Here is a 23929-nt window from a genome sequence, read left to right as displayed (position 1 = left end):
TCTGGTAAAATATAGGTAAGATTTTGTGAGGTGATCCATATGTCTTTTGTTAAAAATGATAATCAACAACTTACTCTTTTAAATAGCACTTTCAATCTTACAGAAGATAGAATTATAAGACTATGAAGCGAGGTAGTGGATATGGAAAAAGACCCGTTTAAGGAATATTTGAGGGAGTCTGAACCGGATAAAGCTTATAAGGGATATGCTTGGAGTACGGCAATTGGACTTCAGGCGGTGGACGGACTCAAACCATCTAAATATTTGATTGATACTGCCATTCAGAATATTGAAGGAAAAATCACGATGAAGGAAGCACAGAGTCTTATCGACAGTTACTATGAAGAAAGACCAGTGCATTTGTCCGATGATGAGCGTACCGAAGAAGCAGATAAGGTTTCGTCCCGTATCGCAGAAATTCTTTCTGAAACAGCGTTTTCATTTTCGCCAAACGAGTATGTATCTATCCACCGTAAACTCTTTCAGGGTATTTATAAACACGCCGGAAAGATTAGAGATTACAACATTACAAAGAAAGAATGGGTGCTTGATGGGGCAACTGTTATGTATGGCAGTGCTTCAGAACTGAGAGCCACACTTGAATATGATTTTTCGCAGGAGAAGGATTTTAGCTATAAAGGGCTTTCAATGGACGAGATTATCCATCATCTTGCGGTATTTGTTTCAAGGTTATGGCAAATCCATATCTTCGGGGAAGGCAATACGAGAACAACAGCAGTGTTCTTCATCAAATATTTAAGGACGCTTGGGTTCTCTGCAACCAATGATATTTTTGCAGAAAATGCCTGGTATTTCAGAAATGCACTTGTGCGTGCAAACTATACGAACCTGCAAAAAGGCATTCACGAAACAACAGAGTATTTGGAAGCGTTTCTCAGAAATTTGCTTTTGAACGAGAAAAATGAGCTTTATAATCGAAATCTTCATATAGGTGGACTTTTGAACGAAGAAAAAGTGGACATTGGGGACACAAAAGTGGATGTTGAGAGTGGAAAAGTGGACATTCGAGACAAAAAAGTGGATATTGAAAGTTTACTTTTCGAAAAAAGTAGTGATTTCTCGGCAAAAACGACGATTCATATCCATAGACTTTTTGAGAAGTTTGGCTTTGATGAGGTGTTTGGAAGAAGTGCAGTTATGGAGCTTCTTGAGCTGAAAGGTTCAGGTGCTTCAAAACTTCTTTCCAATTTGGTAAAGGCAGACATTATTGAATCAGTATCCGGTCATGGAAAAGGAAAATATAAATTCAAGAAGTAGTTTAGGTATTGTAGAATTTCCACTCATCGAGTGGAAATTTTGCTTAATATGATAGAGATATTTTCCAGAAATCCGGATTTCATTATATTGGAAGATGATACAGTTCTCACATCGCTTCTGATAGATGATGAAATATCTAGTTTGTCGGCAATCCTTTTAAATGAAGCGTATTATGAGTTGCTAAAAACCGGACAAAAGATGGTTGATGGCATTCCGGTATTAAGTCCGACTTGCCTGATACCATTTAAGGCGAAAGCGTGGCTGGATTTAAAAGAACGCAAGTTAAATGGAGATCAGGTTGACAGCAAAAATATAAAGAAACATAAAAACGATGTGTTCCGATTAGCACTGTTAATCACAGCCAATGGGCTGCACACTCAGCGCAAGAAGTATTGAGAATTTGCTGGCAGTCGGCTATAATGAGATCGAGAACATGTGCGTGCAGAGGGGCGATGAATAGTCATCGACTGTGTGCATAAATATGATTAATTTTGGGGGTTTTATGGGGGCTGAAAGCAAAACGAGGATGACAGAGGGAAGTATCTCTAAGAAGATTATTTTATTTGCCATACCATTGTTTCTGGGGAATCTGTTTCAGCAGCTGTATAATACAGCGGATTCCCTGATTGTAGGTAACTATCTTGGCAGCAATGCGCTGGCAGCAGTCAGTTCGTCAGGAAACCTGATTTTCCTGATGGTAGGTTTTATTAACGGTATTGCCATGGGAGCAGGTGTGGTAATTGCCAGGTATTATGGGGCGAAAAACAAGGATTATCTCCAGAGAGCGATTCATACAACCACAGCCTTCGGTCTGGTGGCCGGAATCACACTGACGGCTGCGGGAATGTATCTGGCACCGAAGATTCTGGTACTGATGGGAACACCGGCAGATGTACTTCCGGAATCGATTGTATATTTTCAAACCTATTTTGCAGGTTCTCTGGGTGTAGTCATGTACAATATTTTCGTGGGAATCCTGCAGTCGGTGGGGGACGGCCGCCATCCGCTGATCTATCTGATTATTTCCTCCTGTGTGAATGTGGTGCTGGATATCTTCTTTATCGCAGGACTTGGCATGGGAGTGGGATCGGCAGCCCTGGCAACGGCTATATCCCAGTTTGTCAGCGCGATTCTCTGTATGGTGCATCTGATGCGGGTGAAGGAAGATTACCGGCTGGAGCTTAGGAAGATTTGTTTTGACAGACATATGCTGAGGCAGATTATTCAGAATGGTGTACCTTCCGGTTTCCAGAACTCAGTCATTGCCATAGCCAACGTGTTTGTACAGTCCAACATCAATGCATTCGGTAAAATGGCCATGGCAGGCTGCGGAGCTTATTCTAAGGTAGAAGGTTTTGCCTTCCTGCCGGTGACCTGCTTTACTATGGCGATAACTACCTTTGTGGGACAGAATCTTGGGGCAAAGCAGTATGACAGAGCAAAGAAAGGTGCGAAGTTCGGTATCCTCTGCTCCATCTCCATTGCAGAACTGATTGGTATCACCATATATACGGCGGCACCGGTGCTGATTGCAGCATTCAACCGTGATCCGGATGTGATACATTATGGGGTGATGCAGGCCAGAACCATTGCGTTGTTTTATTGTTTATTGGCATTTACTCACTGTATCGCGGCTGTACTCCGGGGTTCCGGCAATGCTGCCGTGCCCATGATCGTTCTGCTCTGTGTATGGTGTCTGTTCCGTGTCAGCTACATCACACTGGCAGTGCGTCTGATTCCGGATATCCGGGTCATATTCTGGGCATACCCACTGACCTGGAGCATCAGCTCCGTGATTTTCCTGTTTTTGTTTTTAAGGGGAAATTGGGTGCATGGATTTGAGAAAAAAGTGACAGGGAGGTAACCAGATTAATGAATTATGCAGAATGTTTAGAACTGGCAAGAGGAAAAATGGGTAATTACTGCAAGGCCTGTCCGGAATGCAACGGAAGAGCCTGCAAAAATCAGATGCCGGGTCCGGGAGCCAAAGGAATCGGAGATACGGCGATTCGGAATTATGACAAATGGAAGGAAATCCGTGTCCAGATGGATACACTGGTGGAGAAACGTCCCATCGATACCTCTCTTTCGTTGTTTGGAAAGAATTTTCAGTATCCGTTTTTTGCAGGTCCGGTGGGAGCCGTGAATATGCATTACGGCGATTCACTGAATGATGTTTCTTACAATGATATATTAGTTTCTTCCTGCGCAGAGTTTGGAATTGCTGCTTTTACAGGAGACGGAATGGACAGCAATGTGATGGTGGCAGCCACGGAAGCCATCAAAAAGGTAGGGGGACTGGGAATTCCTACAGTGAAGCCATGGAATGTGGCGATGATTCGTGAAAAGATGGCGCTTGTCAAGGATGCAGGTGCTTTCGCGGCTGCCATGGATATTGATGCGGCAGGTCTTCCATTTTTGAAAAATTTCAATCCGCCGGCCGGAAGTAAATCAGTGGAGGAACTTCGTGAGATCGTGAAGGAAGCAGGAGTACCTTTTATTGTAAAAGGAATTATGACGGTAAAAGGTGCTTTGAAGGCTAAAGAGGCTGGTGCAGCAGCTATCGTGGTATCTAACCATGGAGGAAGAGTCCTGGATCAGTGCCCGGCAACTGCAGAAGTTCTGGAGGAAATAGCAACGGCAGTGGACGGTTCCATGAAAATCTTCGTGGATGGCGGAATCCGTTCCGGTACCGATGTATTTAAGGCATTGGCACTGGGGGCAGATGCGGTTATCATAGCCAGACCTTTCGTTACAGCTGTCTATGGAGGAGGCCGAGAAGGGGTCGAAGCTTATATCCAGAAGATTGGAAGTGAGCTTGCAGATACCATGGCTATGTGCGGCGTATCTTCCCTTTCTGAAATTACCCGCGACTGTGTGAGAGTGTAAAAAAGTAAACTATCAAATATAGCAAAAATTAGTAGAAAGGGTGAGTGATATGCGTTTTAAGCGAGTGTTTGTAATCGTACTGGATTCCCTTGGAATCGGTCCCATGGCGGATTCGGCCAGATTTGACGATGCCGGTGCGGATACGCTGGGGCACATCTCAGAAACAGTGGAACATCTGGATATTCCGAATCTGCAGAGATTGGGGCTTGCCAATCTCAAGCCCCTTAAGCAGGTAAAGCCGGCAGAACATCCGGAAGGATATTTTATGGCGATGAATGAGGCGAGCAATGGTAAGGATACCATGACCGGTCATTGGGAGATGATGGGCATCCGGACGGATAAGCCATTTATCACATTTACAGAGCATGGATTTCCCAAGGAACTGATTGACGAACTGGAAAAGCGCTGCGGCAGAAAGATAATCGGCAATAAGGCAGCCAGCGGAACGGAGATTCTGGAGGAGCTGGGTGAACAGGAAGTGAATGAAGGAAAGCTGATTGTCTATACATCAGCGGATTCTGTGCTTCAGATCTGTGGCAATGAGGAAACCATGGGACTTGAGACCTTGTATCATTACTGCGAGATTGCCAGAGAACTGACTATGCGGGATGAGTGGAGAGTTGGCCGTGTTATCGCAAGACCCTATGTGGGTAAAAAACGCGGCGAATTCAAACGGACAAGTAACCGCCATGATTATGCTTTGAAACCCACCGGACCGACGGCGCTGAATGCACTGAAGGATGCCGGATATGATGTGATTTCCGTTGGAAAGATTAACGATATCTTTGTGGGAGAAGGGATAACAGAAAGCAATCATTCCGACAGCAGTGTACATGGCATGCAGCAGACCATCGATATCGCAAAGCGGGATTTCAAGGGACTTTGCTTTACCAATCTGGTAGATTTTGATGCGTTATGGGGACATCGCAGAAATCCGGTGGGATACGGGGAAGAGATCGAAAAATTTGATAAAAAGCTGGGAGAGCTTCTGCCGCTGCTCCGTGAGGACGATCTGCTGATTCTGACGGCGGATCATGGAAATGATCCGACCTATAAGGGAACGGATCACACAAGAGAGCAGGTTCCGTTTATCGCATATTCACCATCGGATACGGAAAGTGGGAAGCTTGATACAAGTGACACCTTTGCCGTTATCGGCGCGACCATTGCGGATAATTTTGGTGTCAGAATGCCGGAGGGGACCATCGGAACTTCTATTCTGGATCAGATAAAATAAATGACATTGGACTTGAAGTTAAAAACAGAAAGGCGGCGATTATATGGTTGATTATACAGAAGGAACGGGAAAACAGTACCACACAGGAATCGGCCCGGAGGATATCGGCGGATATGTCATCATGCCGGGGGACCCCAAGCGATGCAAGAAGATAGCAGAACATTTTGAGAATCCGGTGTTAGTTGCGGATAATCGTGAATATACCACATATACGGGAACCATCGATGGGGTAAAAGTCAGTGTGACGTCAACCGGCATCGGTGGTCCGTCAGCGGCTATCGCTATCGAGGAGTTATCCAAGTGCGGAGCCCATACTTTTCTGCGTGTGGGCACCTGTGGAGGTATGCAGGAGGATGTACTGGGCGGAGATATCGTAGTTGCAAGCGGAGCTATCCGCATGGAAGGAACCAGCAGAGAGTACGCTCCCATTGAGTACCCGGCTGTTCCCCATGTGGATGTTATGAATGCCATGATCCGTGCAGCGAAGAAGCTGAAGTTCCGCTGTCATGCGGGCGTTGTACAGTCGAAGGATTCCTTCTTTGGACAGCATGAGCCGGAGGTGATGCCGGTCAGCTATGAGCTTGAAAATAAGTGGCAGGCATGGCTTCGGATGGGATGCCTGGCATCGGAGATGGAGTCAGCAGCATTGTTTATCGCAGGCAGCTTCCTTCGGGTGCGTGTAGGTGCCTGCTTCCTGGTTCTGGCTAATCAGGAGCGGGCGAAAAAAGGTCTGTCCAATGAACAGGCCCATGATACAGAGGCAGCAATCCGGACAGCGGTGGAAGCCATCCGTATCTTGATTCAGGAGGATGCGAAGAATGAATAATGAGAGGATAGAAACACTCATCGAGGAAGCATTCGCAGCACGGAAAATGGCCTATACACCCTATTCTCATTTTCAGGTGGGGGCGGCTCTGCTGACTGAAAAAGGCGGGATTTACCGTGGCTGCAATATTGAAAATGCGGCCTATACACCGACAAACTGCGCGGAACGCACTGCCTTTTTTAAGGCAGTCAGTGAGGGTGAACGCAGCTTCACAGCGATTGCAGTTGTGGGAGGCCCGGAAGGAGCTTCGGAATTTGACTGGTGTGCGCCCTGTGGCGTGTGTCGTCAGGTGATGAAGGAATTCTGCCATGAGGATGCGTTTCAGATCATTCTGGCACGTTCGGTGAAGGAATATAAGGTCTATACACTGGCGGAGCTTCTACCGATGGGATTCGGACCGGATAATTTGCAGTAGGAATGCCGATTGCCTCATAAAGCTGGTATGCAGGTGTCAAAGACCCGCGCACTGTAATCTTACAGTTTCATTAATATAACTTAATATATTGGAACACCTTTTGACATTGCAAAAAAAACAGGGTACACTGTATGACAGGCGGGGATGGATTCACCATTTCCGCCTGTATTCAGAAGAAAAAGCGGACGCAGGTCCGATGAAAAATAGAAAAAGTGTGGGGAGTTTGGACGGATGGCTCAGAAAGAGTGGAAACGGGAAGAAATGAAACAGAATCAGGGAAGAACAGAGCAGAACCAGAGAAAAAAGGTTCAGAAAAAGACAGGGTATAGGGCAGTGCTGGCGGCTTCGATGTTTTTGATTGCTGCTTCGGCAGCCCTGTCAGCGTGCAAAAAATCACCGGCGGCTGAGACAACAGCGCAGACACAGGCGGCAGAGGAAACGGAGGGCGCGGTCAGCACGGCGCTCGGAGCGGCGGATCGGGTGCTGGAGGAGAATGGCATGCTGTACCTCAAATACCGCACGGAGATCCGTTCCCTTTCGAAGGAGACAGGCGAGATGAAGACGCTCTGCCAGTTTGACACAGGAGATGAAAACAGCACCTTCTGGGTCTACGGAGGCGGGCTGTATTTTGATCGGATACAGGCGGAGAGTGGCAGCACACAGGGCACGGAGCTTTATGGGCTGTACCGGCTGGATTTGGAGAGCGGTGTGGAAGAGCATTTAGCGGATCTGACGGATCAGCCGTCGGTGCTCTATGCGTCAAAGAACCGCCTGTATGTCAAGGGTTACAACATGAATGTCATTTATATGCTCGATGAGAATGGCAAAACAGCGGGAGAGTTGTCACCGTCAGACACGATCTACGGGGAGATTCCGGCAGGCTGCAGCGAGCTGTTTAATGGGATTCTTCCATATTATATGGAACAGTTTGGGTATATGCCGGTGCAGAATGAAACCTGCCTGGTGATTGCGGATGTGGACGGCAGCCATCCGAGGGAGATTTCGGATATTACGAATACATCGTCGGTGCTGTTTGCGAAGGACGCATTCTTTGCCCTGCTTCGGGATGGCAATGGAAATACGCAGTGTTACCGCTATGAGGTCTCTGACCCGGAAAAACGGACGCTTTTATATGAGACGGCGGAAAATATCAGCCTGGTGCAGTATCAGGACGGATATTTGTACCTGATGGAAAATCAGGCGTCCCAGATCAGCACGGGAAAATTTTCGTTTAAGCGGATTGCGGCGGATGCTAAGGCAGATGCAGCGGCAAATGCCGCCGAGGCGCAGAATGCGCTTTTTACGGTCGAGGAAGAGCCGGGCATGACGAATGATTTTTCTATGTATGGTAATTTTTATGTGACGGGAAATCAGGCATACTGCCAGCAGTTTAAGGATTACGGCGTTTATCTGGGAGAAAAAACGCTGGATGATGCGGCAGGCGGGGAAGTGACATTGTTAGAGCCGGTTCTGTTCCAGTCTCCGATCCGGGAGCTGGGGCATGTCGAGGCGCAGTCGGAGACGTTAAAGAGTGCGGATGGAAGCCGGGAGCTGGGAAGTGTGTACGCAGAACGGCTGGTATTTGACGGAGAGGGCGATGCGGTCGAGGCGATGAACCAGACGATGCAGGAGCTGCAGGCGTCGGTTCTGTCGGCGGCGCGGACGGATTCCATGAATCTTGATACGGAGATGAGCATCGATACGGCGGAATCGGACGGATCGGAGGAAGAGACACTTCCGCAGGAGGCGGATGCAGCGCAGCCGGTCTATTCGATGGCGCTTACGATCGACGGAGATGACGCGATTACGTATCTGGATGATCATTATGTCTGTGTCCGTGCGGATGGATACGAATATACGGGCGGCGCACACGGAACGCCGTTCCGCCAGTATTTTGTCTTTGACCGGGAAACGGGGGCACGCCTGTCTTTGAGCGATGTGGTTGAGAATCCGGTGGAGGAGCTGCAGGCGAAGGTTGGTGCGGCATTCCGGGAGCTGGCGGAAAAGACAAATTTTGCCTTTGAATCACCGGAGGATCTGGAACATACGGTGGCAGACGGCATCAGCTACGAATCGCCGTTTTATCTGAGCGAGACGGGCGTGGTTTTCTATTATGCGCCGTATGAGATTGCATCGTATGCGGAAGGATTCCCGGAGGTAACAATTCCGTACAGCGAGTTAGAAATGCGGATTGAACTTAGCAAGTAGGAATTTTCTGAACTGCAACAAATGCGGATTGCCCTTAAGTAGAGAGCTTGAAGTTGAGGAAAAAATCGCTTATAATACTCCATAGAAAAACAGTGTCGAACGAATCTGAAAGAATGGCACAGGATGAGGAGGAAACAGCATGAAGACAGTTGTTAAGGAAAATGCGAACGGCGGTAAAGGACAGGTAGTTGTAAAATACATTCTGGATGACAATGAGTTAAATGCAAAATGTAAGATGTTTGCCGAGGTAACCATCGCACCGGGATGTTCCCTGGGCTATCATGAGCACCACGGCGAGAGCGAGACGTATTATATCATCAAGGGACAGGGCGAGTACGATGATAATGGAACGAAACGTCCGGTTACCGTCGGCGATAAGACCTTCACGCCGGATGGCTGTGGTCATGGCATTGCCAATACCGGAGATGAAGATCTGGTCTTTATGGCATTGATCCAGCTGGATTAAGAGTGAAGAACAAAACAGAAAAAGGTAACGGTTCACAGTAACCAAAAAAGGCGCTGGCACGGGAAGTGGTTCGATGTGTCGGCGCTTTTTGCCATATATGTCCGGAAAATGTCTATATGTTTAAGCGGAAAAAATTGGAAATCAAAAAAACAGTGGATCAAAGAAAGAAAAAGGAGGTGTGCCTGCGTGAAACTATTTCATCTTTCTGATCTGCATATCGGGAAAATGTTAAATGGCTATAGCCTGCGCGAGAGCCAGAAGAATGCGTTTTTGCAGATACTTAAATATGCGGAGGAAGAGAAGCCGGATGCGATTCTGATATGCGGGGATATTTATGATAAATCGGTCCCGGCGGGGGAAGCGTATACGCTTTTTGACTGGTTTCTGACCGAGCTATCCGGGCGCTGTCCGGGAACGGAGATCCTGATCATTGCGGGAAATCACGATTCACCGGAGCGGCTGGCGTATGGCGCATCGTTTCTGGCACGCCACCAGATCCATATCGCGGCGCTGCCGCCGGCAGATCGGACGGAGTATTTAAAGCAGGTCACACTTACAGATGAGTGGGGACCGGTTCATTTTTATCTGGTACCGTTTATCCGTCCGGGTCATGTGCGCCATTTGTTTGACACCAATGGTTATACCGATGCATTCCAGAAACTCCTGGCGCGGGAGACGATCCGGAAGCAGGAGCGCAATGTGGTTCTGGCGCACCAGTTTTTTGTCTGGAACGGTCAGAATCCGGAAACCTGCGATTCGGAGACGGCGGTGCTGACCTCCGGAGGATTGGATGCGATCGATGCGTCGGTGCTGGAACCGTTTGAATATGCGGCGTTAGGGCATATCCACGGGGCACAGAAGGTAGGGCAGGAGCGGTTTTGCTATTGTGGGACGCCGTACAAATATTCGATCAGTGAAGAACACCATCAGAAGGGGATCACGGTGGTGGAACTGGGAGAAAAAGGAAGTGAGCCTCAGATCCGCCGTCTGCCGATTCTCTGCCATCCCGATGTAAAGCGCGTGCGGGGGACACTGGAAGAACTCAAGCTGCTTTCAGATACGATGGAAAAGATGCCGGATGGAAGCGGACGCGCGGACGCGTATGTGAGCGTGGTCCTGACGGACGAAAAAGAAATGTACGATTTCCGGGAGCGCCTGGAGGAGTTATTTGCGCATATTTTGGAGATCCGGGTGGACAATGAGAGGACGCGGAAACGACTGGAGGAAGAACCGGAGGAAACAGGGGCGGTGACGCCGTTTCAGGCATTTGCCTCTTTTTATGAGGCGGTGCGCCACTGCCCGATGACAGAGGAACAGGAGACGATTCTGGCGCGCATGGTGGAAGAGGCAGAGGAGGAGGAACGCGTATGAAACCGAAGCTGCTTACAATGTCGGCGTTTGGCTCTTATGGGGGCGTGACGCAGATTGATTTCGAACGGGCGGGGACGGGATTGTTCCTGATCACGGGCGATACGGGGGCAGGCAAAACGACGATCTTTGACGCGATCTCGTTTGCGCTCTACGGGGCGGCGAGCGGCGTCGGGAGAGAGGGCGCGATGCTTCGCAGCCAGTATGCACCGGAGGACGCGGAGACCTGGGTGGAACTGACGTTTGAGGATAAGGGGCAGGATTATACGATCCGCCGCAGTCCGGCATACACGCGCCTCAGCAAGCGGAAAAATAAGGACGGCGCATACACGGCGACGAGTGTGGCGCCGAAAGCGTCTCTGCTTTTGCCGGATGGAAGTGAGATGTCCGGCCGGATCCGTGAGATCGATGAGAAGATCCGGGCGATCGTGGGCGTGGACCGCGATCAGTTTTCGCAGATCGCGATGATCGCGCAGGGCGAATACATCCGTCTGCTCCATGCATCCTCCAAAGAAAGAAAAGAGATATTTTCGCGCATTTTCCATACCGGGATCTACGGTAGAATCCAGCAGAAGCTGCGGGAGGCAGATCGGACGCTGTATGGAAGGCTGGAGGATAACAAGACCCGGTGCGAGGAAGTCATCCGGCAGGTGACGGTTCCCAGGACGGAGGAGGCGGTAGCTCCGGAGTGGGAAGAAAGATGGCAGTCTTTGAAAGAGCGGTACCGGACAAATGGAGCGGAACTGCTTGCATTTCTGCATCAGTTGTCGGAGGAAAGCCGGAGGATCGAGGAAGAGGCGGGGAGACTGGAAGAGAATGCAATCCAGAAGCTTGCCGCCGGACAGAACCATCTGGAGCTTGTGAAAAAGGAAAAACGGGTACTGGAAGAAAAGAGCCGTTTGGAAGCATTTGGACGGGAGATGGAGGCTAGGCGCCGGGAAGCTGCCGCAGCCTATGAGAGCCGGAAACCGGAGCTGGAGGATCAGATCTGGCGGATGCAGGATGCGCTTCCGCTCTATGCGGAGCAGGAGAAAAAACGGCAGGCATATGAAACTTTGGAACATCAGCGGACGGCTCTGACCCAAAACCTGAAAAAAATGCAGAATCAGCTGGAAACGTGCCGTACACAGGAAGAAATACTTCGAAACCAGGAGCGGGAGGCGGTAGAGGCGCGCGCTGCCCTGGCAGAATGCCGGGGACGGCGGGAGCAGATGGAACGGCGCCAGGCGGTTTTGCAGGAGTTAGGGAAATGCTGTGAAGCGGAGCGGACATGGAGGAAGTCACTGGAAAAACGCCAGGAAAAATTTCAGGCAGCCGCGCGGGCGTACCAGCAGTCAGATCAGTTGTATCAGGACGCGTCCTGCCGCTTTCTGGCGATGCAGGCGGGACTTCTGGCGGCAGAGCTGCAGGAAGGAAAACCGTGCCCGGTCTGCGGCTCGCTGGAACACCCGGCTCCCTGCCGTCTGGAGACAGAGCCGATCCGGGAGGAACAGGTAGAAGCGCTGCGTGCCGGGCGGGATGATGCCGATCAGAAGCAGAGGACAGCCGCTGAGGCGTGCCAGGAGGCGCAGATCTCGCTGGAACATGAGAGCAGACGGCGGATAGAGATCCAGGGAAAACTGTACGGTCAAAATCAGGACAGCCCGGCAGCCCAGCCGGATGTGGATGCTCTGGAGAAGGAGCTACGGCAGATGGCACAGGAAATCCGGCGATGCAGGCAGGCGGAAACCACTTATACTGACCGGATTGCCATGGAAGAAACGATCCGGCAGAAACGGGAGGCGAACGGAGCCGGACAGAAGAAGCTGGAAGCTGCGCTGGAGCTTAAAAGAAGTGAGGTGCAGCAGGTGGCGATCGAGAGCCAGACGAGACGTAATGAGCTGGAGGAACTCTCGAAGCGGCTGGAGTGGAAAGACAGCCGGACACTCCGGGTGGAGCTTGAGAAGCGCAGCCGGGAGCTGGAAACACTTGCAGAGGCGGTGACAGCGGCTGATAAGAAAGCACAGGAGTGCCGGGAAAAATGCCGGGAGCTGGAGGGAAGCTTATCTTCGCTCCGGGAACGTTTTGAAGCAGATTCAGAAACAGAACCGGAAGAAAAAATCCAGCAAAAGATCCGGCACTGGGAAGAGGAAAAAAACCGCTGGTCGCGGCTTCACCGGGAACATGTGTCGGTGCGGACGCGCAACGAGGATGCATATGCGGCACTTCGGGTGTATCTGCAGGAACGGGAGCAGCTTGACCGGGAAAAACAGCAGATCAGCGAACTTTACCAGACGGCGGACGGAAAACTGAGCGGCGCGGCGCGGATCGATTTCCAGACGTATGTACAGCGCCAGTATTTCCGCCAGATGATACAGGCAGCCAACCGCCGCCTGCGCCGGATGACGAAAGGAACCTTTGAACTTCAATGCCGCGGTCTGGCCGATCTGGGAAAACAGGGAGAAGTGGGACTTGACCTGGATGTCTACAGCTTTGTGACCGACCGGGTCCGGGACGTCAAAACATTGTCTGGTGGAGAATCCTTTCTGGCGGCGCTTGCGATGGCGCTCGGCATGGCGGATGTCATCCAGAATGCGGCAGGCAGCGTGAAGGTGGATGCGATGTTCATTGATGAGGGATTTGGTTCCTTGGATGAGGAATCACGGACGCGGGCGGTTCAGGTGCTGCAGGAGCTGTCCGGAGGAAGACGCCTGATCGGCATCATTTCCCACGTGACGGAGCTGAAAGAGGAGATGGGACACAAGCTGGTGGTAAAAAAAGGAAATGGTGGAAGCCAGGTGCATTGGGAGATAGAAGATTAGTAGGACGGCGCAGAGCCGTTGTGTGACGAAAGAAAAGAGGCTATTTACATATGACAATCGTAATTCCAGGGATGGTGACGATATCGCTCTTATCTCTGTTTTACTGCAGTATGCTGCCGGAGACGGGGCGGAAGGCGAGAATGCAGGCATTTGAGCGGCAATACATCGCCCACCGGGGATTTCATGACAACCGGAGCGAATGTCCGGAAAATTCGCTCCCGGCGTTTGAGCGCGCGATCCAGATGGGATATGGGATCGAGCTGGATGTACAGCTGACAAAAGACGGGGTTCCGGTCGTATTTCACGACTGGGATCTGAAGCGGGCGGCGGGCGTTGACCGGAAGATACGCGACTGTACCTTTGAAGAGCTGCAAAGCTATCGTTTGTTTGGTTCATCCCAGACGATACCGGCCTTTGAGGCAGTGCTTGAGCTGGCGGATGGGCGTACCCCGCTTATCATCGAACTGAAAGCAGAGATTGTCCACCGGGAGCTGTGTGAGAAATGCGCGGCGCTTTTAGATTGTTATCCGGGTGAGTACTGCATCGAATCGTTCAGTCCGCTGGCACTCGGCTGGTTTAAGTGCCATCGTCCGAATGTTTTGCGCGGACAGCTTGCGACCAATCACCGCGGCGAGGGATTGAAAACGCCGGTCATTGTGCGGGAGATGCTTACATACTGCATGCTGAACGGATTTTGCAGACCGGATTTCATTGCGTACAACTGCCAGTTCAGCAACACGCTTCCGGTGGAAATGCTGCGTTATTTCTACAAATGTAAGATGGCGGCGTGGACGATTAAAAACCAGGGCGAATTAAACCGGCACCGGAAACAGTTTGATGTTTTTATTTTTGACAGTTTCGAGCCGGATCAATTCGTAAATTTCAACAAAAAACATCCTAAAAGATAGTGAGAAAGTCCTAAATTATGCTGGAAAAGTTGATTTTCTATGAAAATCTGCTATAATGGCTAGGACAATTTAATAATGAGAGATTATTACGAATTCGAGAGGACAAAGATATGAAAAAGAAACAGCTTCTTTCAGGCGTAATGGCACTTTTGTTATCTGCTTCACTCTGTGCATGCGGAGGCAGCAAGACAGCAGAAGGCACCTCAGAAGCAGCTGGCGAGTCCAGCGAAGCAGAGACCAGTAATACTCTTTCAGAAGGAACACCAGTACCAGGCGGCAGCGTTGTGTATGGCATGACGCAGGACCTGGCTAGTCTTGACCCCCATGTAGATACGGACGCAGGAACTAGAGACGTGGTTTTCAATTTGTACGAAGGGCTTGTAAAGCCTACTTCCGATGGCGGATTTATTCCGGCTGTTGCCAGCGATTATACCATTTCCGATGATGCAAAGACTTATACTTTCACATTGAGAGATGGCGTCACATTCCATGACGGCACACCGGTTACCATCGAAGATGTCAAATATTCCATCGATCGTTATGCGGAGATTCAGGGTGAATCCTCCGCTTTTTCTTCGCTTGTAGATAGTGTAGAGGTGCAGGATGACAAGACACTGGTTGTAAACCTGAAAGAAAGTTATTCAGAGTTTCTTCCGATGATGACGATTGCCATCATTCCGAAGTCCAACGAGGACCCGGCAGGCAATCCGATCGGTACCGGTCCATTCAAATATGTTTCCTACACACCGGGACAGAACCTGGAGCTGGAAAAATATGACGGCTACTGGCAGGAGGGCGTTCCGAGCCTGGACAGCGTGGAATTTAAATTTATTGCCGATGTGGACACCGCATTTGTAGAGCTGCAGGCTGGCACCATCGACATTCTGAAATATTTAACCGCCGCACAGGCGGAGACGCTGGGCGATGAAGATTACAACATCGTACAGGGAAGCATGAACCTCGTCCATGCGATGTACTTAAACAGCGCTTACGAGCCGCTTTCCAAGACAGAGGTGCGTCAGGCACTCTGCTATGCGGTAGACCGCGATGCAATCAACAACTTTATTTTCGGCGGAAAGAGCCACATCATCGGCTCCCATATGATTCCGGCAATGTCGAAATACTATGAGCCGGAAGCAGAGACCGTATACAGCTACGATCCGGAGAAGGCAAAAGAGCTTCTGGCAGATGCCGGATACGCAGATGGCTTTGATCTGGAAATCACCGTTCCAAGCTCATACAGCCAGCACGTAGACAGCGCGCAGATCATCGCAGACGAGCTGTCCCAGGTCGGCGTCAACGTGACCTTAAATCAGGTTGAGTGGAGCACTTGGCTGCAGGATGTATACAAGGGAGGCAACTTCCAGGCGACTGTCATCGGTTTTGACGGAACGCTGGCACCAAGCGACTGGCTCAAGAAATATGTGACAGACGATGCGAAGAACTTCATGCATTACTCCAACACTGAGTACGACGATGTATTTAATACAGCATACACAACCGTTGATGACGATGTAAAAGTAGAAAACTACAAGAAGGCGCAGATGATCCTGGCAGAGGATGCGGCAGCCGTTTACATCGAAGATCCGGCGAACCTCGTAGCAGTCAGCAAGAAGTTTGGCGGCTACACCTTCTACCCGACGGCAGCAGAGGATATGTCCCTGTTATATCAGGTAGAGCAGTAAAATATACAGTTACAATCCAGCAAATTCCTGTTGCTACCACGTTTTCTTACGGCACTTACGGTTCCAAAAGTGCCTGCCCGTGAACAGTAACCAGGAAATAACAACAGAATAAGAAGCGGTAAACGCAGGAGGGAATTATGAAATTCTTTATAAAAAAACTGATAACTCTCATTATCACATTGTTGGTCATATCCTTCCTGACGTTTACCGCTTTTTCTGTGATTCCGGGCGATGCGGCACTTTCCAGGCTGGGAAAGGACGCGACGGAAGAGCAGTTAGAGCGGGCGCGGGATGAGATGGGATTAAATGATCCACTTCTGGAGCGGTATGGAAGATGGGTGACCGATGCGATGCAGGGGGATTTCGGGGAGTCCTACCGGTATGAGGGAACCTCAGTCCGCTCCCTTCTGGCACAGCGGCTTCCGGTCACGGTGCTTCTGGCAGTCATTTCCCTGCTCATCATCACGGTGATTTCAGTTCCGCTCGGAATCCTGAGTGCCCGGTTTGCCGGGAAATGGGTCGATACGCTGACGAACTGCCTGACGCAGATTCTGATGGCGGTGCCGTCATTCTTTCTCGGCATGATCCTGACCTACGTGTTTGGACTGATTCTTCATATGTTCCAGCCGGGTAAATTTATCGAACCGTCGGAAAATTTCGGAAAGTCTGCACAGTACCTTTTATTTCCGGCGCTCGCGGTGGCGCTGCCGAAGATTGCGATGGTGGTGAAATTCCTGCGAAGCTCGATTCTGACCGAGATGAACCGGGAATACGTGCGGACTGCCTACAGCCGCGGCAATACGGAAACGGCGGTATTGTACGGGCATGTGCTGAAAAATGCGATGATTCCGGTTGTGACGTTCTTTGCGATGGTAATCGCGGAGATCCTTGCCGGCAGCATCGTGGCGGAGCAGGTGTTCAGCGTGCCGGGAATCGGAAGACTTCTGATCAGCTCGATCTCCAACCGCGATTATCCGGTTGTGCAGGCGATCGTGCTGTACATCACATCGGTGGTCGTACTTATCAATTTTGCGGTTGATATGATTTATCAGGTTTTGGATCCGAGAGTCCGGACGGCGGAAGAATAGAGGGAAGACGAATGAAACGAAAGAATTATAATCTGATGATAGGGGGCGCGATCACGCTGTTCTTTCTGGCAGTTGCCCTGATCGGACAGTTCTGGACGCCGTATGGGACGACGACGATGGACTCCATGGCAGTCAATCTGGCGCCGTGTGCAGCACACCCGCTGGGAACGGATAACTTCGGGCGCGATATTTTGAGCCGTGTGATGGCGGGAAGCGGCAGCACCTTTTTTGTGGCAGTCTGCACGGTTTTGATCGGGTGTGTGTTTGGCACGATCGTCGGTGCGCTGACCGGCTATTTCGGCGGCTTTTTCGATAACCTGATCATGCGTTTCAATGATATCCTTTTATCGTTTCCGAGCATTCTTCTGGCGCTTATCTTCATCAGCCTGACGAAGCCGGGAAGCTACAACATCATTCTGGCGCTGGGAATCCTTTTTATCCCGAGTTTTGCCCGGATCGTCCGCAGTGAGGTGATCCGGTGCCGGGAACTGGATTTTGTCAAGAGTGCGCGGATCCTTGGCGCAGGGCATATCCGGGTTATTTTCGCCCATATTCTGCCGAATGCGGCGGTCAGCCTTTTGACGGCGGCGGCGATCGGATTTAACAATGCGGTGCTGGCGGAGGCGAGTATGAGTTATCTGGGATTGGGAATCCAGCCGCCGGAGCCGAGTCTCGGGAGAATGCTTTACGAAGCGCAGTCGTACCTGTTCAATGCGCCGTGGTACGCGATCGGACCGGGCGTGACGATCATCCTGATTATTCTGGGATTCAGTATGGTGAGCGAGGGGCTGCGCTCGATGCAGCAGTAAGGAGGCGAAAAGATGGAACCATTGGTTGAGATAAAAAATCTGTCGATCCGTTTTCCAGAAGGAAATTCGACCTTTGAGGCAGTCAAGGGAATCAGCTTTTCGATCGGAAAAGGCGAGATCGTCGGAGTAGTCGGCGAGTCAGGGTCAGGAAAATCCATGAGTGCGCTGGCGCTGATGGGGCTGCTTCCGAAGGACGCCGAGATTGCCTCCGGATCGCTCTGTTTTCAGGGAGAAGATCTGGTGACCATGAAACCGGAAAAGCGGAGACAGCTATGCGGCAGCAAAATGGCGATGGTCTTTCAGGAGCCGATGACCTCCTTAAATCCGGTATTGAAAATCGAACGGCAGGTCGGGGAAAGCCTGCGGATCCATACGAAACTCGGAAATGCTGAGATCCATGAACGGGTGGTGCAGGCACTCTCAGAAGTCGGTCTGCCGGACCCGGAGGGGCTGTGCGGTAAATACCCGCATGAGCTTTCCGGCGGCATGCGCCAGCGTGTGATGATCGCGCAGGCGATGATCAATTCTCCGAGTCTTCTGATTGCGGATGAACCGACGACAGCGTTAGACTGTGTCGTTCAGGCACAGATCCTGGAGCTTCTGCGGAATATCCACCGGACCAAGGGAACGTCGATTCTCTTTATTTCCCATGATCTGAATGTTGTGCGTGCGCTCTGCAGCCGTGTGATCGTGGTTTATAAGGGAGAGATCGTGGAAGAAGGGCAGACGGAAGACGTCCTTCTGCATCCGAAGCATGAATATACGCGCCATCTGGTGGCGTCGATTCCGGAGGGAGAAAAAGGGGAAAGCTCCGGCGGGGAGATCCTGCGCCTGAAGGATTTGAACGTATTTTACGATGTGCGTGGCGGTCTGTTCCGTAAAAAAGGAAAAAAACACGTAATTCACGATCTGAACCTGTCGGCAAGAGAGGGAGAGATTGTGGGGATCGTGGGCGAGAGCGGCTGCGGCAAATCGACGCTCAGCAAGACGATCCTGGGACTTCACGACAATTATACGGGTGAGGTGAAGGTGCGTGACGGCGTCCGTCCGCAGATGGTATTTCAGGATCCGGCGGGATCGCTCAACCCGGCGCGGACGATCGGATGGATTCTGGAAGAACCGCTGCGCCTGCGCGGCATTAGGGACCGCGCAGAGCGCAGGCAGCTAGTGAAGGAAATGCTTGAAAATGTCGGACTGGATGAGTCCTTTGCGGCGCGCCATCCGAGAGAGCTTTCTGGCGGTCAGAAACAGCGCATCAGCATCGGCGTGGCACTTCTCATGGATCCGCGCCTGGTGATCGCGGATGAGCCTGTTTCGGCGCTTGATGTGACGGTCCAGTCCCAGATTTTGAACCTGCTTTTGAAGCTGCACGCCGAAAAGCAGATGACCATCCTCTTTATTTCCCACGATCTGAACGTCGTGCGCGGGCTCTGCAGCCGTGTCATGGTCATTTACAGGGGTGTGATTGTGGAAGAAGGTCTGGCAGAAGAGATCTATGAGCATCCGGCGCACCCGTACACGAAACTTCTGCTGGAAGCGGCGATCGGCGGGGATACAATGGAACTGGATGCGGAGGCAGGAAAGCAGAGTGCGGAGCCGGAGAGAGACAGCCGGATGGAAAAACCGGAGCGGGGACAGACGAAAGAGAACCTTTTGGAAAATCAGGAAAAAGAGCGGTCCGTCCAGAATGCACCAAAGAAGATAGCGGGCAGTGGGGAGAAGTGTATCTTTTATGAGCGATGTCCGAAGAGAAGAGAGGCGTGTGCCCATGTGCCGCTGTCACCGGAGGCAGTACAACTTTCAAGGACACACTGGGCGCGGTGTATTCAGATAGAAGCATAATCTGATAAGCTGAAATAGAGAAAAACGAAATAGCAGCCGAAAAAAGACAGACGGTTCAGCCTATGCCAGGGAAAGCGGCATGGCTCGAATCGTCTGTCAATGTTTTTTCCTGCGGTGGGAAATTAAAGTGCGCGGCTGCTCACTGGAAGAATCCTGCTGCCCCTGCTGTGCCTCACCGGAAAGCTGCAGCGGCTCCCGGCGGTGCCGAAGTGAATGGTAAAAAAGCCAGATTAGATCCACCAGGGCGATCAGAAACGCACATCCGGCTAATAGATGAAATACCTCATGCGTCAGAGCGGGATACGGCAGAGCGGATATGATATAAGGCGAAGTCATGTTCCGCAGGGAGCTCACCGTCCAGGAGAGACTGTCCGCCATCGTCTGGAGAAGCGATTCATAGGTATCCTCGTTCAGGCGGATCAAACGCCCGTTTAATGAAAGTGCTTTGCGTTCGGGCGGCTCTGGATAGCCGGAAGACGGATCGAGCAGATAGAAATGGCAGGTTCCATTTTCCAGAGAGTAATAATAATATCCGGTCTCTTTCTTTCCATCGTAGGCAGCGCACCCTGTATAATATAAGGAAGGAGCGTTCACCGAGACATAGGGCTGAGCCGGGTTATAAAAATCTTCAAACTTGCACTGGCTGTTTATCGGCCGCGGGGAGTGTGAATTTTCCCCGGCATTCTGCCACAGGAGCAGGATGGACGCGATCAGCACCAGCGCCGGAAGCCACATCTGCCGGCGGTAAAAACGGCGGCTTTTGATGGGGGAATGTTTTTGTTTTTCAGTCAAATTTTTCATACGCTCTAGTATAGTCAGTTCTGCGTGGAACGTCAAGAGTTAGTGTATACGACAAAATCCTGCTGCCACCACGTTTTCTTACGGCACTTTCGGTTCCAAAAGTGCCTACCTGTGAACAATTACTCCATTCCTAGTCATTTGCGTGTGCTTTTTCAATTATTCTTGCAAACAGGGCGAAAAATTGCTATGATGGGAGTGCTGGCATCGGAAGGAGATTGTGCAGTAGGGGAAAGCTTTCGGTGCATGGCAGTCATTTTTGCATCGGCAATATAGAAGGAGAGGCTAAATGGACGCTTACACGAGTTTTGCGGAAGTATATGATATGTTTATGGATAATATTCCCTATGAGGACTGGTGCGGGTACCTGACTTCTCTTTTAAAGGAATATGGGATCAACGATGGTCTGGTGCTGGATCTGGGATGTGGAACCGGCACGCTGACGGAGCTTCTGGCAAAGGAAGGCTATGATATGATCGGCGTGGATGTCTCGGAGGATATGCTGCAGGAAGCAATCGAAAAACGGGCAGAATCCGGGCTGCCAATTTTGTATTTATTGCAGGATATGCGTGAATTTGAATTGTACGGGACGGTCCGGGCGGTCGTGAGTATCTGCGATTCGCTGAATTATATTCTGGATTATGACGATCTGGCGCACGTATTTTCGCTGGTCAACAATTATCTGGATCCGAAGGGAATGTTCATTTTCGACCTGAACACGGAGGCAAAGTTTCAGGCAATGGGAAGTGAGACGATCGCGGAGGTGCGCGACGAGGGGAGCTTCATCTGGGAAAATGAGTATGATGAAGAGGAGAAAATTAACTCCTACGATCTGACGCTCTTTATCCGCGAGGAGGATGACTTATACCGCCGCTATCAGGAGACGCATTTTGAGCGCGCGTGGTCGTTGGACGAGATAAAAAAGGCGCTCACAGAGGCGGGCATGGAATTTGTGGCGGCGTATGACGCATTTACGAAGAATGTGCCGCGAAAAGAGAGCGACCGAATCTATGTGGTTGCGAGAGAACATGGAAAAGAGGTATAAATGATGGAAAAGATAAAAGCAGGTGAAATAACGGGACAGACCGGAGATTATATGCTCCGTGCGACGGCGGCGAATGGTCAGATCCGCGCATTTGCGGCGACTTCCCGTGATCTGGTGGAGAAAGCCAGACAGGCGCACAATACCAGCCCGGTGGCGACCGCAGCGCTGGGACGCCTGATGACGGCAGGGGTCATGATGGGATCGATGATGAAAGCGGACAGTGATCTTTTAACCATCCGGGTCGAGGGCGATGGTCCGATCGGCGGTCTGACGGTGACAGCTGATAAGAACGGCAATGTCAAGGGCTACGCGTTCCACCCGGAGGTAATGCTGCCGCCGAATGCGAAGGGCAAGCTGGATGTGGGCGGTGCGCTGGGAGTCGGCGTCTTGAGCGTAATCCAGGATATCGGTTTGAAAGAGCCGTATGTGGGACAGACGATCCTGGTAACGGGTGAGATTGCGGAAGATCTGACTTATTACTATGCGACCTCCGAGCAGACTCCGTCCTCCGTGGCACTGGGCGTTCTGATGAATAAAGAAAATACGGTGCGCCAGGCAGGCGGATTTATCATCCAGCTTCTTCCGGGAGCAGAGGAGGCGACGATCGCGGCACTTGAAAAGACGATCGGTGAGCTGGAGCCGGTGACGACGATGTTAAATAAGGGAATGACCCCGGAGGACATTCTGGAGCTGATTTTAGGACAATTTGGTCTGGAGATTCTGGATAAGATGCCGATTCAGTTTACCTGCAACTGCACCAAGAGCCGTGTAGAAAAGGCGCTGATCAGCATCGGCGGCAAGGAGCTGCAGGAGATGATCGACGAGGGCAAGAGCATCGAAGTCAACTGCCAGTTCTGCAACAAGCACTATGAATTTAGTGTGGATGAGCTGAAAAAATTGTACGAGAAAGCTAAGAAGTAAAAAGAAATGAGATAATAGATATGGCTGCTGTGCGGAAAAAGGATATTTGGATATGTTCCGCATGGCAGGACAGAAAAAAAGGTCACTGTTCACACATGTGTGAGCAGTGACGAAAAAAGGGATACTGCCGAAGCAGTATCCCTTTTTATAATCACTTTACTTAGATCAATATAACGTATTCGCAAAATATATATCAAACATATTTGGAAAACAGGTACACTGGAAAGTTGATGATTAAAGCTTGGTTACGTTAGTAGCCTGCGGTCCCTTAGCACCGTTAACAACTTCGAACTCTACCTGAGCGCCTTCCTCAAGAGACTTGAAGCCTTCCATGTTCAGTCCGGAGTAGTGAACGAATACATCGTTGCCCTGCTCGTCGCAGATAAATCCGTAACCTTTCTGGTTGTTGAACCACTTTACAGTACCTCTGTTCATATGATACCTCCAAAAAAATATAAAAAATAGTGATGGCCGCATGGATTTACGACCTGTTCCAAGAATAGCATAGTTTCATATTGATGTCAAACGTTTTCGCATAAAATTTCTGGAAATTCAGACATTTAAAAATAGTTAAATTTTTGTGGAAAATAAGGGCATTTGTTACTGTACACACATGTGTCCCAGTAACGGGTATTTTCCAGAAAGCCGCGAAAGAAAGTGGGGTTGTCAAACCAGAATACGGGGGGTAAAATAGGAGGAAAGAAAAGGGGAAAGAGGTAGGAAAATGAATTATATTTACAATGCGTATCATCATTTTTTGACGATCACGAAACATAAATGCGAGGTCATGAAAAACTGCTTTGCGGTAGGGCTGTACCGCCAGGGACTTCTGCACGACCTCTCCAAGTATTCCTGGGAGGAATTTGCGACCGGCGTTAAATATTATCAGGGAAACCGCAGCCCAAATGCGGCGGAAAAAGAAGAAAAGGGCTATTCGGCGGCATGGCTGCACCACAAGGGACGCAACAAACATCATTTCGAATACTGGATCGATTTTGCACCGGACAAGTCCTGGGGGCTTGTCGGCAATAAAATGCCCCTTCGCTATCTGATCGAGATGGTAATGGACCGGATTGCCGCGTCGAAGGTTTATAAGGGAAAAGATTACACGGATGCGTGTGCGTGGGAATACTTTGAAAGAGGAAGAGATTTTGTCGTGATGCACCCGAGGACGAAGTACCAGCTGGAATATCTCCTCACGATGCTGAAAGAACAGGGCGAGGAGAGGACCTTTGCGTTCATCCGGGCGCTGCTTGCACGGGAGAGGGCGAAAGAACAGGCAGTCCGGAGAAAACGGATGGGACACGTGATCCGGGAGATAAGAGAGCGTGGACGGGTGCTGTAA

General features: G+C 50.5%; 21 protein-coding genes. 19 read left to right on the top strand and 2 right to left on the bottom strand.

Annotated elements, in window-relative coordinates:
• Positions 1-141: 141 nt before the first annotated feature.
• From DWZ76_RS04950 to DWZ76_RS04875, 16 genes are all read left to right on the top strand, one after another.
• On the top strand, positions 142-1278 hold the full coding sequence (locus DWZ76_RS04950) for a Fic family protein (RefSeq protein ID WP_118472074.1): 1137 nt from the start codon (positions 142-144) through the stop codon (positions 1276-1278).
• A gap of 48 nt (positions 1279-1326) precedes the next feature.
• Complete coding sequence (locus DWZ76_RS04945) at positions 1327-1674, top strand: hypothetical protein (RefSeq protein ID WP_118472073.1); 348 nt, start codon at positions 1327-1329, stop codon at positions 1672-1674.
• A gap of 106 nt (positions 1675-1780) precedes the next feature.
• Positions 1781-3142, top strand: coding sequence for an MATE family efflux transporter (locus tag DWZ76_RS04940; protein WP_118472072.1), 1362 nt, complete (start codon positions 1781-1783; stop codon positions 3140-3142).
• 8 nt (positions 3143-3150) lie between these two features.
• Positions 3151-4167, top strand: coding sequence for an alpha-hydroxy-acid oxidizing protein (locus DWZ76_RS04935; protein ID WP_118472071.1), 1017 nt, complete (start codon positions 3151-3153; stop codon positions 4165-4167).
• Between the two features lie 49 nt (positions 4168-4216).
• A complete protein-coding gene (locus tag DWZ76_RS04930) occupies positions 4217-5404 on the top strand; it encodes a phosphopentomutase (RefSeq protein WP_118472070.1) in 1188 nt (395 codons plus the stop codon).
• Positions 5405-5447: 43 nt separating this feature from the next.
• Complete coding sequence (udp, locus tag DWZ76_RS04925) at positions 5448-6230, top strand: uridine phosphorylase (RefSeq protein ID WP_118472069.1); 783 nt, start codon at positions 5448-5450, stop codon at positions 6228-6230.
• Positions 6223-6645: a cytidine deaminase gene (cdd, locus tag DWZ76_RS04920; protein WP_118293287.1), complete on the top strand. Its 423-nt coding sequence runs from the start codon at positions 6223-6225 to the stop codon at positions 6643-6645. Before udp ends, cdd begins: the two co-directional genes overlap by 8 nt.
• A gap of 231 nt (positions 6646-6876) precedes the next feature.
• Positions 6877-8853 carry an RsiV family protein gene (locus tag DWZ76_RS04915; RefSeq protein ID WP_118472068.1) on the top strand — a complete coding sequence of 659 codons (1977 nt, stop codon included), beginning with the start codon at positions 6877-6879 and terminating at the stop codon, positions 8851-8853.
• A 139-nt stretch (positions 8854-8992) separates the two neighbouring features.
• Positions 8993-9319 (top strand): cupin domain-containing protein, encoded by a 327-nt coding sequence (locus tag DWZ76_RS04910; protein WP_107000176.1) that lies wholly within the window; start codon positions 8993-8995, stop codon positions 9317-9319.
• A 186-nt stretch (positions 9320-9505) separates the two neighbouring features.
• The gene (locus tag DWZ76_RS04905) at positions 9506-10690 is read left to right on the top strand and encodes an exonuclease SbcCD subunit D (RefSeq protein ID WP_118472067.1); all 1185 of its coding nucleotides are present in this window, start codon (positions 9506-9508) and stop codon (positions 10688-10690) included.
• Positions 10687-13488, top strand: a complete 2802-nt coding sequence (locus DWZ76_RS04900) for an SMC family ATPase (protein ID WP_118472066.1) — start codon at positions 10687-10689, stop codon at positions 13486-13488. Before DWZ76_RS04905 ends, DWZ76_RS04900 begins: the two co-directional genes overlap by 4 nt.
• Positions 13489-13538: 50 nt before the next feature.
• The gene (locus DWZ76_RS04895; protein WP_118472065.1) at positions 13539-14396 is read left to right on the top strand and encodes a glycerophosphodiester phosphodiesterase family protein; all 858 of its coding nucleotides are present in this window, start codon (positions 13539-13541) and stop codon (positions 14394-14396) included.
• A 110-nt stretch (positions 14397-14506) separates the two neighbouring features.
• On the top strand, positions 14507-16081 hold the full coding sequence (locus DWZ76_RS04890) for an ABC transporter substrate-binding protein (RefSeq protein ID WP_118472064.1): 1575 nt from the start codon (positions 14507-14509) through the stop codon (positions 16079-16081).
• Positions 16082-16218: 137 nt separating this feature from the next.
• A complete protein-coding gene (locus tag DWZ76_RS04885; protein ID WP_022359791.1) occupies positions 16219-17169 on the top strand; it encodes an ABC transporter permease in 951 nt (316 codons plus the stop codon).
• Positions 17170-17180: 11 nt separating this feature from the next.
• Entirely contained in the window at positions 17181-17978 is a 798-nt protein-coding gene (locus tag DWZ76_RS04880; protein WP_118472063.1) for an ABC transporter permease, read from the top strand.
• Between the two features lie 12 nt (positions 17979-17990).
• On the top strand, positions 17991-19820 hold the full coding sequence (locus tag DWZ76_RS04875; RefSeq protein ID WP_118472062.1) for an ABC transporter ATP-binding protein: 1830 nt from the start codon (positions 17991-17993) through the stop codon (positions 19818-19820).
• A gap of 96 nt (positions 19821-19916) precedes the next feature.
• Here DWZ76_RS04875 and DWZ76_RS04870 read toward each other — a convergent pair whose 3' ends face one another.
• On the bottom strand, positions 19917-20612 hold the full coding sequence (locus DWZ76_RS04870) for a hypothetical protein (RefSeq protein ID WP_147352089.1): 696 nt from the start codon (positions 20610-20612) through the stop codon (positions 19917-19919).
• Between the two features lie 295 nt (positions 20613-20907).
• Between DWZ76_RS04870 and DWZ76_RS04865 the strand changes: the two genes are divergently transcribed.
• Positions 20908-21663 carry a class I SAM-dependent methyltransferase gene (locus DWZ76_RS04865; protein ID WP_118472061.1) on the top strand — a complete coding sequence of 252 codons (756 nt, stop codon included), beginning with the start codon at positions 20908-20910 and terminating at the stop codon, positions 21661-21663.
• The gene (gene hslO, locus DWZ76_RS04860; protein ID WP_333489824.1) at positions 21664-22584 is read left to right on the top strand and encodes an Hsp33 family molecular chaperone HslO; all 921 of its coding nucleotides are present in this window, start codon (positions 21664-21666) and stop codon (positions 22582-22584) included.
• Between the two features lie 234 nt (positions 22585-22818).
• Here the strand turns inward: hslO and DWZ76_RS04855 are convergent, their stop codons facing one another.
• Complete coding sequence (locus tag DWZ76_RS04855; protein WP_022359797.1) at positions 22819-23019, bottom strand: cold shock domain-containing protein; 201 nt, start codon at positions 23017-23019, stop codon at positions 22819-22821.
• 289 nt (positions 23020-23308) lie between these two features.
• Here DWZ76_RS04855 and DWZ76_RS04850 point away from each other — a divergent pair, with 289 nt between their 5' ends.
• Positions 23309-23929 (top strand): DUF5662 family protein, encoded by a 621-nt coding sequence (locus tag DWZ76_RS04850; protein WP_022359798.1) that lies wholly within the window; start codon positions 23309-23311, stop codon positions 23927-23929.

Origin of the sequence: Clostridium sp. AF35-15 (assembly GCF_003477745.1) — a bacterium.
Lineage (GTDB): Bacteria > Bacillota > Clostridia > Lachnospirales > Lachnospiraceae > Otoolea > Otoolea fessa.
The sequence above is the reverse complement of the archived record's forward strand: the minus strand, read 5'-3'. Positions and strand labels throughout refer to the sequence as shown.